This is a genomic window from Sphingomonas sp. FW306-05-A (assembly GCF_058782275.1).
This window is the reverse complement of sequence record NZ_JBYSXN010000002.1, coordinates 678,337-692,288: the sequence shown is the minus strand read 5'-3', so window position 1 is coordinate 692,288 and position 13,952 is coordinate 678,337. Positions and strand designations below refer to the sequence as shown.

At 65.5% G+C, this 13,952-nt stretch carries 14 protein-coding genes; 10 read left to right on the top strand and 4 right to left on the bottom strand.

Going from position 1 to position 13,952, the window contains the following annotated elements:
* Window positions 1–39 precede the first annotated feature (39 nt).
* The 5 genes from AC3WJR_RS12090 to AC3WJR_RS12070 all read left to right on the top strand — a co-directional run bounded on the left by AC3WJR_RS12090 (window position 40) and on the right by AC3WJR_RS12070 (window position 6,165).
* Complete coding sequence (locus AC3WJR_RS12090; RefSeq protein ID WP_354281705.1) at window positions 40–1,521, top strand: efflux transporter outer membrane subunit; 1,482 nt, start codon at window positions 40–42, stop codon at window positions 1,519–1,521.
* Window positions 1,522–2,919: an efflux RND transporter periplasmic adaptor subunit gene (locus AC3WJR_RS12085; protein WP_354281706.1), complete on the top strand. Its 1,398-nt coding sequence runs from the start codon at window positions 1,522–1,524 to the stop codon at window positions 2,917–2,919. It abuts the gene before it with no gap.
* Window positions 2,852–3,664 (top strand): ABC transporter ATP-binding protein, encoded by an 813-nt coding sequence (locus AC3WJR_RS12080; RefSeq protein WP_354281708.1) that lies wholly within the window; start codon window positions 2,852–2,854, stop codon window positions 3,662–3,664. Before AC3WJR_RS12085 ends, AC3WJR_RS12080 begins: the two co-directional genes overlap by 68 nt.
* Before the next feature lie 187 nt (window positions 3,665–3,851).
* Window positions 3,852–5,060, top strand: coding sequence for an ABC transporter permease (locus tag AC3WJR_RS12075; protein ID WP_354281710.1), 1,209 nt, complete (start codon window positions 3,852–3,854; stop codon window positions 5,058–5,060).
* Window positions 5,061–5,232: 172 nt separating this feature from the next.
* On the top strand, window positions 5,233–6,165 hold the full coding sequence (locus AC3WJR_RS12070; RefSeq protein ID WP_492725291.1) for a 50S ribosomal protein L11 methyltransferase: 933 nt from the start codon (window positions 5,233–5,235) through the stop codon (window positions 6,163–6,165).
* A gap of 8 nt (window positions 6,166–6,173) precedes the next feature.
* Here the strand turns inward: AC3WJR_RS12070 and AC3WJR_RS12065 are convergent, their stop codons facing one another.
* Complete coding sequence (locus AC3WJR_RS12065; RefSeq protein WP_354281715.1) at window positions 6,174–6,479, bottom strand: EthD family reductase; 306 nt, start codon at window positions 6,477–6,479, stop codon at window positions 6,174–6,176.
* 21 nt (window positions 6,480–6,500) lie between these two features.
* A complete protein-coding gene (gene phhA / locus AC3WJR_RS12060) occupies window positions 6,501–7,367 on the bottom strand; it encodes a phenylalanine 4-monooxygenase (RefSeq protein WP_492725290.1) in 867 nt (288 codons plus the stop codon).
* Between the two features lie 46 nt (window positions 7,368–7,413).
* Between phhA and AC3WJR_RS12055 the strand changes: the two genes are divergently transcribed.
* Together AC3WJR_RS12055 and AC3WJR_RS12050 are read left to right on the top strand one after the other, a co-directional pair.
* A complete protein-coding gene (locus tag AC3WJR_RS12055; RefSeq protein ID WP_492725288.1) occupies window positions 7,414–8,076 on the top strand; it encodes a TIGR02117 family protein in 663 nt (220 codons plus the stop codon).
* Entirely contained in the window at window positions 8,073–8,777 is a 705-nt protein-coding gene (locus AC3WJR_RS12050) for an alpha/beta fold hydrolase (protein ID WP_354281721.1), read from the top strand. The genes AC3WJR_RS12055 and AC3WJR_RS12050 overlap by 4 nt, the downstream gene beginning before the upstream one ends.
* 39 nt (window positions 8,778–8,816) lie before the next feature.
* Here AC3WJR_RS12050 and AC3WJR_RS12045 read toward each other — a convergent pair whose 3' ends face one another.
* Window positions 8,817–9,065 (bottom strand): hypothetical protein, encoded by a 249-nt coding sequence (locus AC3WJR_RS12045; RefSeq protein WP_354281722.1) that lies wholly within the window; start codon window positions 9,063–9,065, stop codon window positions 8,817–8,819.
* Window positions 9,062–10,084: a glycerophosphodiester phosphodiesterase gene (locus tag AC3WJR_RS12040; protein WP_492726132.1), complete on the bottom strand. Its 1,023-nt coding sequence runs from the start codon at window positions 10,082–10,084 to the stop codon at window positions 9,062–9,064. The genes AC3WJR_RS12045 and AC3WJR_RS12040 overlap by 4 nt, the downstream gene beginning before the upstream one ends.
* A gap of 147 nt (window positions 10,085–10,231) precedes the next feature.
* On the opposite strand from AC3WJR_RS12040, the gene AC3WJR_RS12035 reads away from it, so the two are divergent.
* Genes AC3WJR_RS12035 through AC3WJR_RS12025 form a run of 3 tightly spaced genes read left to right on the top strand, consistent with a single transcriptional unit; the run spans window position 10,232 to window position 13,946 of the window.
* Window positions 10,232–10,753, top strand: a complete 522-nt coding sequence (locus AC3WJR_RS12035; protein ID WP_354281726.1) for a 2Fe-2S iron-sulfur cluster-binding protein — start codon at window positions 10,232–10,234, stop codon at window positions 10,751–10,753.
* A complete protein-coding gene (locus tag AC3WJR_RS12030; RefSeq protein ID WP_492725285.1) occupies window positions 10,750–11,724 on the top strand; it encodes an FAD binding domain-containing protein in 975 nt (324 codons plus the stop codon). Before AC3WJR_RS12035 ends, AC3WJR_RS12030 begins: the two co-directional genes overlap by 4 nt.
* Window positions 11,721–13,946: a xanthine dehydrogenase family protein molybdopterin-binding subunit gene (locus tag AC3WJR_RS12025; protein WP_492725283.1), complete on the top strand. Its 2,226-nt coding sequence runs from the start codon at window positions 11,721–11,723 to the stop codon at window positions 13,944–13,946. The genes AC3WJR_RS12030 and AC3WJR_RS12025 overlap by 4 nt, the downstream gene beginning before the upstream one ends.
* Window positions 13,947–13,952: the final 6 nt, after the last annotated feature.

Genomic DNA, 13,952 nt, shown 5'->3' with positions numbered 1-13,952 from the left:
TCGGTGGACCGGGCGCGGTGTGTTAGCCACATAGGACGAATGCGCCTCCGCCCGATCCTGCTGCTCTCCCTGACGTTGCCGATCGCGGCCTGCACGGTCGGCCCGGATTACCATCCGGCGTCGCCGACTGCTCTCGGGGTTCCCGACGTCTATTCTGTGCCCTTGCCAGCGCAGGCGCGCGGAGACCTGACCGCGTGGTGGACGCAGTTCAACGATCCGCTGCTGACCAGCGTGGTCGAGCGCGCGCGCGCCAACAACCTCGACATCGCGCAATCGGTCGCGCGGTTGCGGCAAGCCCGTGAATCGCTCGTCCAGTCGCGCGCACAACTGCTGCCGACGCTCAACGGATCGGGCGGCTATACGCGGTCGCAAAGCATCCTTGGCGGCACCACGACGCTGCCCGGTGGTGCGACCGTCATCACCGGTCGCGGATCGGGCGATACGCTGTCGCTCGGCGCGGACGTGCAATATCAGGTCGGGCTGTTCGGCGAGATCCGCCGCACCGTCGAGGCGAGCCGGGCGCAATATGAGACGGCGGGCTATGATCTGGCGACGATCGCACTGTCGACCGAAGCGGAAGCGGCGCGCAACTATCTGCTCGCGCGACTGTATCAGGCACAGCTCGGTAATGCGCAGGAATCGCTGCGGCTGCAGGACGACAATCTCGAGATCGCGGGCTTCCGCGTCCAGGCCGGATTGGTCTCGTCGGTCGATGTCGAGCAGGCGCGGTCGCAGCGGGCGAGCACCGCCGCGACGATCCCGACAATCGAACAGAATTACAATGCGGCGGTGTCGCGGATCGGCGTGCTGACGGGGCAGGCGCCCGGCGCGCTCAAAGCCGAACTCGCCGCGCCGCGCCTGATCCCGAACGGGCCGGACAGCGTGGGGGTCGGCGTTCCGATCGACACCTTGCGGCAGCGACCCGACGTGCGCGCCGCCGAACGCTCGCTTGCCGCGACGACCGCGCAGATCGGCGTCGCAAAGGCGCAGCTTTATCCCGCGTTCGCGATCAGCGGCAGCCTGTCGACTGACGCCTCCAAGATCACCAATCTGTTCCAGACGATCGCGGGGCAGGTGTTCAGCGGGCTGACGCAGGCGATCTTCAACGGCGGACGGTTGCGCTCGCAGGTGCGCAGCAGCGAAGCCGCCGCCGAGGGCGCGTTCGCGGCGTACAAGTCGACCGTCCTGCAGGGTCTGGAGGATGTCGAGAACGCCGTGGTCGCGCTCGACTCCGCCAAGCGCCGGGTCGAGCAATTCTCGATCGCGCTCGACGCCGCTAACAACAGCGCGATCCTGTCGCGCAGCCAGTATCGCGCGGGACTGACCGACTTCCTCACGCTCAACACCACCGAGACCGCGCTGCTGAACGCGCGCAACGGGCTCAGTCAGGCGCAATCGGACCGCGCCACCGCGCTGGTTCAGTTGTTCCTCGCGCTCGGCGGCGGGTGGGACAGCAGCGCCGATCCTACCGCCGTCATCGCCGCACCCGCGTCGAACCCCATCGTCCGCCAGGAACGCTAAATGGCCAGCACCTCCCCGACCCAGCCCAACGGCGATCTCGATGCCTTTCTGGGTACCAAACCCGTTCCGGCGTGGAAGCGCTGGGGGAAATGGGTACTCGTCGCTCTCGGCGTTGTGCTGTTGCTGCTCGCGCTCAAGAGCTGTTTCGCCGGAGCGGAGAAGCCCGACTATGCAACCGCCGCGGTCGAGCGCGGTGCGTTGTCGGTCAGCGTATCTGCAACGGGCAAGCTTGCACCGACCAATCAGGTCGAGGTCGGTTCGGAATTGTCGGGCCTCGTCACAAAGGTGGTCGTCGACGTCAACGACCGCGTGACCAAGAACCAGCCGCTCGCGCTGGTCGATCCGTCGCGGTTCCAGGATGCGGTCAACCAGAGCCAGGCGGCGCTCGATAACGCCGTCGCGACGGTGGCGCAGAATCAGGCTACGCTCGCGCAATCGTCCGCGACGCTCACGCGGTTCGAGGAAGTCAGCCGGCTGTCGGGCGGGCGGGTTCCCGCCAAGACCGAGCTCGACCAGGCACGGGCCGATCGCGCGCGCGCGGTGGCCAACGTGCGCGCGGCACAAGCGAACGTCGCTTCCGCGCGCGCGACCCTGTCGTCGAACGCGACTCAGCTGGTGAAGACGGTGATCCGGTCGCCGGTCAACGGCGTGGTGCTCGCGCGCCAGATCGAACCGGGGCAGACCGTCGCCGCCTCGTTCAGCACGCCGACGCTGTTCGTCATCGCCGAGGATCTCAGCCGGATGAAGCTCGAGGTCGCGATCGACGAAGCGGACGTTGGGTCGGTCAAGGAAGGGCAGGCCGCGAGCTTCGCGGTCGACGCCTTCCCGGGCAAGAGCTTCCCTGCGACGATTACCCGGGTCGATCTCGGGTCGAACCTTAGTGCGCAATCGACGACATCGACCACTACGACCGCGACGACGGCGGGGCAGGTCGTTTCCTATAGCGCGAAGCTGTCGGTCGGAAACGCCAACCTGCAACTGCGCCCGGGGATGACCGCGACCGCCGACATCGTAACCACCGCAAAGCCCAACGTTCTGCTCGTCCCCAATGCCGCACTGCGGTTCAAGCCGACCGACACCGGGGCTTCGACCGGCAGCAGCGGGATCGCAGGTGCCCTGGTGCCCCGCCCGCGTCGGCGTGGCGGCGCGAACAGCGGCAAGGGCGAGACCGTCAAGCGTGGCGGCGCGCAGACGGTGTATGTGCTGACTGCCGAAGGCACGCCCAAGTCGGTCGACATCACCACCGGCGAAAGCAACGGATCGATGACCGAGGTCCTCGGCGGCGCACTCAAGCCCGGCGACAAGGTGATTACCGGGCAACTCGCGAAGGATGCGAATGGCGCAGGCGGCGGAAGCGGCCAGCGGCGGCGGTCGGGCGGGCAGGGCGGTGGCCAGTAACCCCGCCTCCCCCGCGGTATCGGAGGCGGCTGCGGTCGCGCCGATCATCTCGCTGCGCAACGTCATCAAGCGCTATGGCGACGGTGCGACCGCGTTCCTCGCGCTCAAGGGGATCGACCTCGATATCGCGCAGGGTGACTTCGTCGCGGTGATGGGCGCGAGCGGATCGGGCAAATCGACGACGATGAACATCCTCGGGTGCCTGGACGTGCCGACCGGCGGGACGTTCGCGTTCAAGAACGTCCATGTCGAGACGCTCGACCGCGATCAGCGCGCCTTGTTGCGGCGGAAGTATCTGGGTTTCGTGTTTCAGGGGTTCAATCTGCTCGCGCGGACCACTGCGCTCGAGAATGTCGAGCTGCCGTTGCTGTATCGTGGTGACGCGAAGGCCGCGCGGCGTGCCGCTGCGATGGCAGCGCTCGACAAGGTGGGCCTTGCGAACTGGTGGGACCATACGCCGGCCGAGCTATCGGGTGGGCAGCAGCAGCGCGTCGCGATCGCGCGTGCGATCGTCACCAGCCCGGCGGTGTTGCTGGCGGACGAGCCGACGGGCAATCTGGATTCGGAGCGGTCGGTCGAGATCATGGAATTGCTCGCGGGGTTGAACCGCGACAGCGGGATCACAGTGATCATGGTGACGCACGAACCCGAAATGGCTGCGTTCGCGCGGACGATCGTGCATTTCAAGGACGGGCTGGTGGAGCGGATCGATACGCAGCATCGGCAGGACGAGGTGGTGTCGTGAGTTGGATGTCCAAAAAGCCCCTCCCCTTCAGGGGAGGGGTTGGGGGTGGGGCCGTGCAGCATGCCGGCGCGGTGTTATCTGCACGGCCCCACCCCAACCCAGTGTCGGGTGAAGGATGCCCCGCATCCTTCAGGCCATGCCGGGGGCATGGCCGACCCGACACTCCTAAAGGGGAGGGGCTAAGATAATGTTCGGCACAACCCTCTCACTCGCCCTCCGCTCGATCGCGCGGCACAAGCTCCGCTCGTTCCTCACCACGCTCGGCATCATCATCGGCGTCGCGGCGGTCGTGACCATGGTCACGCTCGGCAAGGCGACCACCGCCGCGGTCCAGAAATCGATCTCCTCGCTCGGCACCAACATCCTGCAGGTCCGGCCCGGCCAGGGGTTCGGACGTGGCGGCGGCGGGCCGCGGCCGCCCGACTTCAAGCCCGCGGACGCAGTCGCGATCCGCGACCAGATTGCGGGCGTCACTGCGGTCGCCGCGCAGGCGGGTACGACCGCGACCGCGATCTACGAAGGCGCGAACTGGTCGACCACGCTCAATGGCACGACCAACGCCTATTTCCAGGTCCAGCCGTGGCCACTGACCGAGGGCCGCACGTTCACGCCGGCGGAAGAGGGCGCGGGCAAATCCGTTTGCATCATCGGCAATACCGTCAACACGAACCTGTATCGCGGCGGCTCGCCGCTCGGCACGCGGATGCGGATCGGCGGGATCTCCTGCGACGTGATCGGGCGTCTGTCGGCGCGTGGACAGGCGGGGTTTGGCGGGGATCAGGACGATGTCGTGATCATGCCGTTGAAGGCGGTGCAACGCCGCTTCACCGGGTCGACCGACCTGAAGCTGATGCTGGTCGGGGTCGACCAGGCGTATTCGACCGGATCGGTGCAGGCGGCGATCGAGGATTTGCTGCGCGAACGGCGCAACATTACCGGGGGCAAGGACGATGATTTCAACATCTTCGATACCGCGCAGATTTCGGCGACGCTGACGCAATCGACCACGTTGCTGACCGGGATCGTGACCGCGGTGGCGGGGATCAGTCTCGTCGTGGGCGGGATCGGGATCATGAACATCATGCTCGTCTCGGTGACCGAGCGCACGCGCGAGATCGGTATCCGCCTCGCGATCGGCGCGGTGGCGGGGGAGGTCCTGTTGCAATTCCTGGTCGAGGCGATCGCGCTGTCGATGCTGGGCGGACTGATCGGGCTGGTCGTGGCGCAGATCGCGGTGTTGTCCCTGACGGGGGTGATGAAGGTCGATTACCTGTTCGATCCGCAGATCAACATGATCGCCTTTGCCATTTCGGCGGTGATCGGGGTCGTCTTCGGCTATTTCCCCGCCCGCCGCGCCGCCGCGCTCAACCCGATCGACGCCCTCCGCCACGAATAGCCGCGCGCAGCGCAACAACTCTCTCTTCTACCTTCGTGGCTTTGTGGCTTTGTGCGAGTCCATCTTCTTCTGAAGAAGGCAGAATGGACTCGCACAAAGGCACGAAGCCACAAAGAGAAGCAGGGTTTGTAGGACGCTTGCGCGTGCGGGCGTGCGCGGGCAGGACGCCGGGATGACCAGCTGGAAATTGAGCCTCCCCTGCACACGCGCCGAAGCGGAAGCGATCGATGCCGCCGAGGATATCGCCGACGGCGTCGTTCTGATGACGACCGAACTCGAGGAGGACGACCGCGAGCATTGGCGGCTCGACGCGTATCTCGAGGACGAACCCGACGCCGCGATGATCGCCGCGATCCAGGCGCTCGTGCCCAGTGCGGCAGGTTCAGTACCGCAGATCGAGGCTTTGCCCGAGGAGGATTGGGTAACGCTCAGTCAGCAGGGGCTCGAGCCGATCGCGGAGGGACGCTTCGTCGTCCACACCAGCGCGCATCCGGCGGATGTTCCCGCCGGTGGCCGCGCGTTCCTGATCGAGGCGGGGCAGGCGTTCGGTACCGGGCACCATGCGACCACGTCGGGGTGTCTGGCGATGCTCGACCGGATGGCGGAACAGTCCTTTACGCGCGCGATCGATATCGGGACGGGCACCGGGCTGCTGGCCTTCGCCGCGCGACATCTGTGGCCGCAGGCGGAGATCGTCGCGACCGACATCGATCCGCGCGCGATTATCGTGACGCAAGAGAATGCGACACTGAACGGCGTCGACGGGGTCGACCTGATCGTCGCGGACGGGACGCTGGACGACGGGATCACGGCGCGTGCGCCCTATGATCTGGTCATCGCCAACATTTTGGCGGGGCCGCTCGTCTCGATGGCGCCCGAGATTGCCGCGATTGCGGCACCGGGGGCGACGATCGTGCTTGCCGGGTTGCTCGACACGCAACGTGCCGATGTCGTTGCAGCGTTCGAACGCTGCGGGTGTGCGCTTGCCGAGACCGATCGGCGGGGCGACTGGACGATCCTGCGCCTGCACGCCGGGGCAGTGCGCTATGTCCCGACCCAGCCGATCGACCCCAAGGGGCGCGATGGCTGGGCGCTGGATCTGTAGCGAACCAATCAGTCGAGCGTCTGGCTGATCAACTGCTTGGGCTTGGCGTCGGTGAAGTTGGCGACGTCGCCGAAGATCTCGGCGGCGTGCGGACCGTTCATCGCCTGATCGACATCGGTCATCGTCGCGAACGACAGTTCCGCGATGATGACGTACAGCGGCGGCGTGCCGTCGGGCGCTGTCATCCCCTTCAGGATCCGCGTTTCGCTCAGCACGCCGGACCAGCGGTCCCGCACCAGCGGCATGTGCTGGGTCATGTAATAGTCTTCGTCGAAATGGTCGGACGCTTCGTACAGGATGCTGACGATGATCATGCGGTGTTCCTAGAGAATGGGTTAACGCTTGCCCAACGCATAGGCCTGCGTTCCGTTCGTGATCATCGTGTCGCCCGGCAGCACTTCGGCGACCGGCACGTCGGGCTGCGTCGCCAGCGTGCGATACAATGGGGCGAAATCGGTCTCGACCGTTACGCGCAACAACTCCTCGAAACTCGGAATGACGAAATAGTTCTGCTGGAAATCATCGATCCGATATTCGGTGCGCATCACCCGTTCCAGGTCGAACGCGATCCGGTTGGGGCTCGGATCGTCGAGCGCAAAGCGGCTCTCGGTGAAGCTCGATACGATCCCTGCGCCATAGATGCGCAACCCCTCAGGTTCGGCGATCAGGCCGAATTCGACCGTGTACCAATACAGCCGCCCGAGATATTTGAGCGCATCGAGTCCCTGTGCACGCTGGCCTCCGCGCCCATAGGCCGCGAGATAATCTGCGAACACCGGGTCGGCGAGCATCGGCACGTGCCCGAACACGTCGTGGAAGACGTCGGGTTCCTGCAGATAATCGAGCTGGTCCGCACGGCGGATGAAATTGCCTGCGACGAAGCGACGGTTCGCCATATGGTCGAAGAACACGTCGTCCGGCACCAGTCCCGGCACCGCGACGACTTGCCAGCCGGTCAATTGCATCAACCGTTCGGACAATTCGTCGAAATCGGGAATGCCGGGCTTGGACAGCTTGAGTACATCCAGCCCGCGTAGATAGGCGTTCGAAGCACGCCCCGGCAGCAATTTCGCCTGGCGTTCGAACAGGGTATCCCAGACGCGATGCTCCTCTGCCGTAAAAGCGTCCCAGTTTTGCGGAATGGTCCAGTCGGCGTTGGCCTCTGCCGGGGGAGCGTCGAGAACATGCGTATCATCGGTCATCCATCATCCCTACCATAGCGATCGTTGCGGTTGAAACAGGAAGCGAATGCGACAGTTGCGTCTTTCGGTCGGAATCGGCCTTTTTCTTCTGCTGCTTGTGCTGGGGGCGTACGGTGTCGCGGGGGTGGTCGGCGGTTTGATCCCGTCCAATGCCGGCTCGGTTCGCCCGGCGCAGGGCATTCCCGTCATCATCGAGAGCAACGGGGTCCACACCGGACTGGTGCTGCCCAAGGTCGCGGCCGGGGTGGATTGGCGCAACCTGCTGCCCGCGGGCGACCTCGCCGATCCGCGCTATGCCGGCTATGATCACGTCGCGATCGGGTGGGGCGATCGGAAATTCTACGTCGAGACGCCGACTTGGGCGGACGTGCGCCCGATGACGATGCTGTGGGCCGCGCTCGGCAGCGGGCAGACGGTCCTCCACGTCGAGCATATCGCGATGCCCAAGCCGGGGCCGGATGCGCGCGTTATTCTGTTGCGCCCGGGAGAATATCGCCGGTTGGCCGCGTTCATCCGGGCAAGCTTCGCGCCGCGAGGCTGGCACCGCACGGGATACGGGATGGACGACGCCTTTTACGCAGCAACGGGTCGATACGACGCGATCCACACATGCAACGCCTGGACCGGGGACGGCTTGCGCGCTGCGGGGGTGCGGGTCGGCGCGTGGACGCCGTTCTCCGCGACCGTCCTCCATTGGTTTGCGGCATGAAGCCGCCATCGCGCCTGTTGTGGGCCGCGGAACTGCCGCGTGCTGCCTTCGGGCTCGCATCACTGCTGGGCGCTCGGCGCAAGCTCGACGCGGCCCCGCGCGGGGACGGGCGGCCGGTGCTGTTGTTGCCCGGGATGATCAACAGCGACCGGTCTATGGTCGTGCTGCGGCGCTATCTGCGGCGTCTCGGGTATCGCGCCGAGGGCTGGGGTTTGGGGCGTAACCTCGGGGTTCGGGCGATCGGTTTTGAGGGCGCGCTGTTGCTCGAGCGAGTCCGGTCGCTGCATGCGGAAACCGGGCAGCGTGTGACGCTGGTGGGCGTCAGTCTCGGCGGGATCATGGCGCGCTACGCCGCGCACCGCCTGCCGGACGCGGTGGCGGAAGTGATCACGATCAGCTCGCCCTTTGCGGGATCACCGCTTGCAACCAACGTGTGGCGGACGTTCCAGCTGCTGACCGGCGAACGGATCGATTCGCCCGGCGTGCTGGCGCAACGCAAGCTGGTGGCGGAACCGCTGCCCGTGCCGTCGACCGCGATCTGGAGCCGTAGCGACGGGTTCGTCAACGGCATGATCTGCCACGATGCGAACGGCCGGACGATCGAGGTGCGCAGCAGTCACGTGCTGGTGCAGGTGCGCCCCGAAGTCCTGCTCGCGGTTGCGCGCGTTCTGGGTGAAAGCAGCGCTGCGCAAGCCGCCTGACGGTGCGGCGCGAGGCCGACCGTCAGGGAGGCGGATCGATCAGCAATCGCGACGACGGTCCTCGCGGCACTCGCGTTGCGCCTTGCGGCGCTCGCGGCCTTCGCGTTCTTCCTGCTTGCGCATCTTGCGGCCGTAGTTCCGGTCGGATTCGGACTGGCTGGTCGTGGTCCAGTCGATCGTCTTGCCTGCGGCCTTGACCGGGAAAGTCACGATGCTGGCAGCGGTCCGGACACAGCCACCCGCAACGAGCGGCAGCATCGCGGCGGCGATCAGGGGGAGGTACTTCATCGTTTTTCCTTCAGGGCGTTACGCACTTCTACCCCAATACCCGGAAAGTCGGTGAAAAAACCGTCAACGCCAAGCGCGAGATAGCGTCGCATCGCGGTGTCGACGTGTCCGTGCGTCGCGGGATCGGTGCCGACCTGCAAGCTTTTGGGCAGGAAGGCGTTTTCCGCGCGGAACGTCCAGGGGTGGAGCCGCAGCCCGACGGCGTGCGCGTCCGCCACCAATGTGGTTGGCACGGCGTCGCCGTCCTCGATCATCGCGAGGCCCGGGCCGATGCCGTAAGCATAAGCCGCGACCGCCTTGAGGCCGGCGGGGGTGATCATCGCGGCGTAGCTCGGGGTAGCGTGGTCGGCGGGACCGCCACGCGCATCCATCAACTGGATCAGTCGTAGCCCGGTCATGCCGTGCAGCCGCTTGAGATTGTCGACCTCGAACGACTGGATGAACACCGGGTCGGACGGCTTGTCCCAGCCCGCTGCCTTCAGTTGCGCGACGAGCAGTGCTTCCATCGGATGCCCGATGCCCGCGAAATAGCTCGGATGCTTGGTCTCCGGGTAGATCCCGACGACCCGCCCGCCGACCGAATGGCGTTTGGCGAGCGCGATCACCTCGGCGAGCGTCGGCACCTCGAACTGGCCGTCAAATTTCGCGTTGTCGGGGCGCAATTTGGGCAGGCGTTCGATCGCGCGAAGGGTCTTCAACTCGGCGAGCGTGAAATCCTCGGTGAACCAGCCGGTATGGCTCTCGCCGTCGATCAGCTTGGTGGTGCGGCGTGCGGCGAATTCGGGATGGGTCGCGACGTTGGTCGTGCCGGTGATGTCATTCTCATGTCGCGCAACGAAGACATTGTCCTTGGTCAGGACCAGGTCGGGCTCGATGAAATCGGCCCCCTGCTCGATCGCGAGGGTGTAGGAGGCGATGGTATGTTCGGGACGCAACCCGCTTGCGCCACGGTGCGCGATGACGATTGGCGGGGAGAGCGGTTGGGATTGTTTCGGGGGCATCGGCGCACCTTGCGCCATTGCCGGAACCGCCGCCAGCAGCGACAGTGCCGCAAGGCATCGCACGCCGCGTCGGACGGGGTGAGAATAAAGCCGAAACCCGCGTGTTTCTGCGGAAACCAAATCATTCATGTTCGTTAACCCGTACTGAAAAGGAGGCGCTGCCCCATGCAATTCACCATCAACGGCGAAACCCGTACCGTAGAACCCGATATCCGCGCGTCGCTGCTCGATGTGCTGCGCGAGCACGTTGGCTTGACCGGCACCAAGAAGGGCTGCGACCACGGCCAGTGTGGTGCGTGCACCGTGCTGGTGAACGGGCGCCGGATCAATTCGTGTCTCACGCTCGCGGTCATGCATCAGGATGATGACATTCTGACGATCGAAGGGCTTGGCAGCGCGGACAATCTGCATCCGATGCAGGCGGCGTTCGTCAAGCATGACGGATATCAGTGCGGTTACTGCACGCCGGGGCAGATCTGCTCGGCGGTCGGCATGCTCGACGAAGTGTCGAAGGGCTGGCCCAGCCACGTCACCGACAAGCTCGACAGCGTCTCGCTCAGCGGTGACGAGATTTCCGAGCGGATGAGTGGCAACCTCTGCCGCTGCGCGGCCTATCCCAACATCGTCGACGCGATCTCCGAAGTTTCGGGCCTTGCGCCCGCCAAGAAAGAGGCAGCGGACGCATGAAGACCTTTGCTTACAGCCGGGCGGACAGCCCCGAAGCCGCAGTTGCCGCGGGCGGTCGTTTCATCGCGGGCGGGACCAACCTGCTCGATCTGATGAAGCTCCAGATCGAAACGCCGGAATCGCTGGTCGACATCAGCCGGCTCGATCTCGCGAAGATCGAACAGCGCGAGGACGGCGGTCTCACGATCGGCGCGCTCGTTCCCAACAGCGATCTTGCCGCCGACCCGCGCGTGATCGAGGGTTACCCAGTGCTCAGCCGTGCGCTACTCGCAGGTGCCTCCGGGCAGTTGCGTAACAAGGCGTCGACCGGGGGCAATCTGCTCCAGCGGACGCGCTGCTACTATTTCTATGACAAGGCGACCGCTTGCAACAAGCGCGAGCCGGGCACCGGTTGTTCGGCGATCGGTGGCGTCAATCGAATCCTCGCGATCCTCGGCACCAGCGAGCATTGCATCGCCACGCATCCAAGCGACATGGCGGTCGCTATGCGCGCGCTCGATGCGACGATCGTGACGCTGAAGGCAGACGGCGATCGTCGTCGCATCGCGATCGGTGAGTTCTATCGTCTCCCAGGCGACACGCCGCATATCGAGAACGTCCTCGAGGCGGGCGAACTGATCACGCACATCGAGTTGCCGACGCCGCCCAAGGGTGAACAGATCTACCGCAAGGTCCGTGACCGTGCATCCTATGCGTTCGCGCTGGTGTCGGTCGCCGGGATCGTCTCGGTCGAGGACGGCAAGATCGCATCGGCGTCGCTGGCGTTCGGCGGGCTCGGTCCGATGCCGTGGCGTGACCCCGCGGTCGAGGCCGCGCTGGTCGGTCAGGCACCGTCGGATACGGTGTTCGGTGCAGCGGCGGATGCGTTGCTCAAGAACGCCAAGGGCTACGGTACCAACGATTTCAAAATTCCGCTCACGCGCCGCACCCTGATTGCGAGCCTGCGCGAGCTGACGGGAGTGTCCGCATGAGCACCACCAATTCGCTGAAGATGGACAAGCCGACCCCGGACAGCCTGTTCGATACGAGCACGCAAGGGATCATCGGCAAGCCGCTCGACCGCAAGGAAGGCCCGCTCAAGGTTTCCGGCGCGGCGACCTATGCCGCCGAATATCAGATCGAGAATCTGGCCTATGGCGTGCTGGTCGGCGCGCCGTTCGGCAAGGGCAAGATCACCGGGATCGAGTCGGACGTTGCCAAGGCGTTGCCGGGCGTGATCGACGTGGTCACCGATTTCGACACGTTCCTCACCGCCCCTGCGCAGGGGTTGGCACCAAAGGCACCGCAGGGCGTCGAGAACGTCCAGTATTTCGGCGAAATCGTCGCGATCGTGCTGGCCGGGAGCTTCGAGGCGGCGCGCGATGCGGCGCAGCAGGTCGTGATCAAGCACGATGCGGCGGACGATGGCCGCTATGATTTCGAGGCGCTGAAAGGCGAGGCCGAGAAGCCCGCCAAGGGCGACATCCCGCCGCATTATTCGCAGGGCGATCTTGAAAAGGCCATGGCGGAAGCAGCGGTGACGGTTGACTCGACCTTCACCACGCCGAGCCAGAACAGCGCGGCGATGGAGCCGCACGCCAGCATCGCGACATGGGACGACAACGGGATGCTGACGCTCCACGGCTCGTACCAGATGCCGGGTAACGACGTGGAGCAGCTTGCCGCAGCGCTTGGCGTCAGCAAGTCCAAGGTCCGCATCGTCGCGCGTTATGTCGGCGGCGGGTTCGGCTCGAAGCTCGGCATCGCGCCGGAATCGGTTGCGGCGGCGCTTGCTGCCAAGGCGCTGGGTCGCCCGGTCAAGGCAGTGATGGCCCGCCAGCAGGTGTTCGATGCGACCGTGCGCCGGTCCAACACCGAGCAGCGGATCCGTCTCGGTGCGACCGCAGACGGCAAGCTGACCGCGCTGGGGCATGAAACGCTCACCTCCAATCTTCCCGACGACGATTATTTCGAGCCGACGGGACAGGCGACGCACTTCCTCTATTCGGCGGAAAACCGCGAAATCAATCATGACATCGTCCGGCTCGACTGGCTTCTGTCGGGCTCGATGCGTGCGCCGGGTGAAGCGGTCGGGATGCTCGCGCTGGAAGGCGCAATGGACGAGCTGGCGGAGAAGCTCGGGATCGACCCGATCGAATTCCGCAAGATCAACGAGCCGGAAAAGGACCCTGAGAAGGGCGTGCCGCATTCGTCGCGTGAACTCGTGCGGTGCATGGACGTGGGTGCGACCAGCTTCGGCTGGGACAAGCGCAACGCGACCCCGGGTACCCGTCGCGAAGGCGAGTGGCTCGTCGGCATCGGCATGGCCGCGGCGGCGCGTGCCAACATGCTCCAGCCGTCGGAAGCGCGCGTGACGCTGTCGGCCACGGGTCATGCCACGGTCGAGACTGACATGACCGACATCGGCACCGGAACCTACACCATCCTCGGCCAGATCGCGGGCGAAGTCCTTGGGCTTCCGCTGGAGCATGTCGAGGTCCAATTGGGCGATACCAATCTCCCGACTGCGGCGGGTTCGGGCGGTTCGTTCGGTGCAGGGTCTAGCGGCACATCGGTGTATCTCGCGGCGGAAGCGATCCGCGAGAAGATCGCCAAGGCGATGGGCGTCGACGTCGATGCGCTGACGCTCAAGGACGGTCACGCGATTGCCGACAACCGTCGCGTCCCGCTTGGTGAGCTGGCGGGCGAGGGGATCGTCGCGGTCGGGTCGATCAAGCCGGGCAAGCAGGAAAAGGAAACGACCCAGTCCTCCTATGGCGCGCATTTCGCAGAGGTCGGCGTCAATGCGGTCACGGGGGAAATCCGCGTTCGCCGGATGCTGGGCGTATTTGCGGCGGGGCGGATCCTCAACGTGAAGACCGCACGTTCGCAGTGCCTCGGCGGGATGACCTTCGGGATCGGCACCGCACTGACCGAGGACCTGATCCACGATCCGCGCAACGGGAAGCTGGTGAACCGCGACCTCGCGGAATATCACTTGCCGGTGAACGCGGACGTGCCGCAGCTGGAAGTCGAGTTCCTCGAGGAACGCGACATCCATGCAAATCCGATGCATGCCAAGGGGATCGGTGAGCTGGGGATCTCGGGTGCGGGTGCGGCGATCGCCAATGCCGTTTACAACGCCACTGGCTTTCGCGTGCGCGATTACCCATTTACGCTCGACAAGGTGTTGGACGGCCTGCCCGCACTCTAAGGGCAG

Bases quoted from the DNA above. Each gene is read 5' to 3' on its own strand.
- AC3WJR_RS12090 (WP_354281705.1), top strand. From the start codon at position 40: ATGCGCCTCCGCCCGATCCTGCTGCTCTCCCTGACGTTGCCGATCGCG.
- AC3WJR_RS12085 (WP_354281706.1), top strand. From the start codon at position 1,522: ATGGCCAGCACCTCCCCGACCCAGCCCAACGGCGATCTCGATGCCTTT.
- AC3WJR_RS12080 (WP_354281708.1), top strand. From the start codon at position 2,852: ATGCGAATGGCGCAGGCGGCGGAAGCGGCCAGCGGCGGCGGTCGGGCG.
- AC3WJR_RS12075 (WP_354281710.1), top strand. From the start codon at position 3,852: ATGTTCGGCACAACCCTCTCACTCGCCCTCCGCTCGATCGCGCGGCAC.
- AC3WJR_RS12070 (WP_492725291.1), top strand. From the start codon at position 5,233: ATGACCAGCTGGAAATTGAGCCTCCCCTGCACACGCGCCGAAGCGGAA.
- AC3WJR_RS12065 (WP_354281715.1), bottom strand. From the start codon at position 6,479: ATGATCATCGTCAGCATCCTGTACGAAGCGTCCGACCATTTCGACGAA.
- phhA (WP_492725290.1), bottom strand. From the start codon at position 7,367: ATGACCGATGATACGCATGTTCTCGACGCTCCCCCGGCAGAGGCCAAC.
- AC3WJR_RS12055 (WP_492725288.1), top strand. From the start codon at position 7,414: ATGCGACAGTTGCGTCTTTCGGTCGGAATCGGCCTTTTTCTTCTGCTG.
- AC3WJR_RS12050 (WP_354281721.1), top strand. From the start codon at position 8,073: ATGAAGCCGCCATCGCGCCTGTTGTGGGCCGCGGAACTGCCGCGTGCT.
- AC3WJR_RS12045 (WP_354281722.1), bottom strand. From the start codon at position 9,065: ATGAAGTACCTCCCCCTGATCGCCGCCGCGATGCTGCCGCTCGTTGCG.
- AC3WJR_RS12040 (WP_492726132.1), bottom strand. From the start codon at position 10,084: ATGGCGCAAGGTGCGCCGATGCCCCCGAAACAATCCCAACCGCTCTCC.
- AC3WJR_RS12035 (WP_354281726.1), top strand. From the start codon at position 10,232: ATGCAATTCACCATCAACGGCGAAACCCGTACCGTAGAACCCGATATC.
- AC3WJR_RS12030 (WP_492725285.1), top strand. From the start codon at position 10,750: ATGAAGACCTTTGCTTACAGCCGGGCGGACAGCCCCGAAGCCGCAGTT.
- AC3WJR_RS12025 (WP_492725283.1), top strand. From the start codon at position 11,721: ATGAGCACCACCAATTCGCTGAAGATGGACAAGCCGACCCCGGACAGC.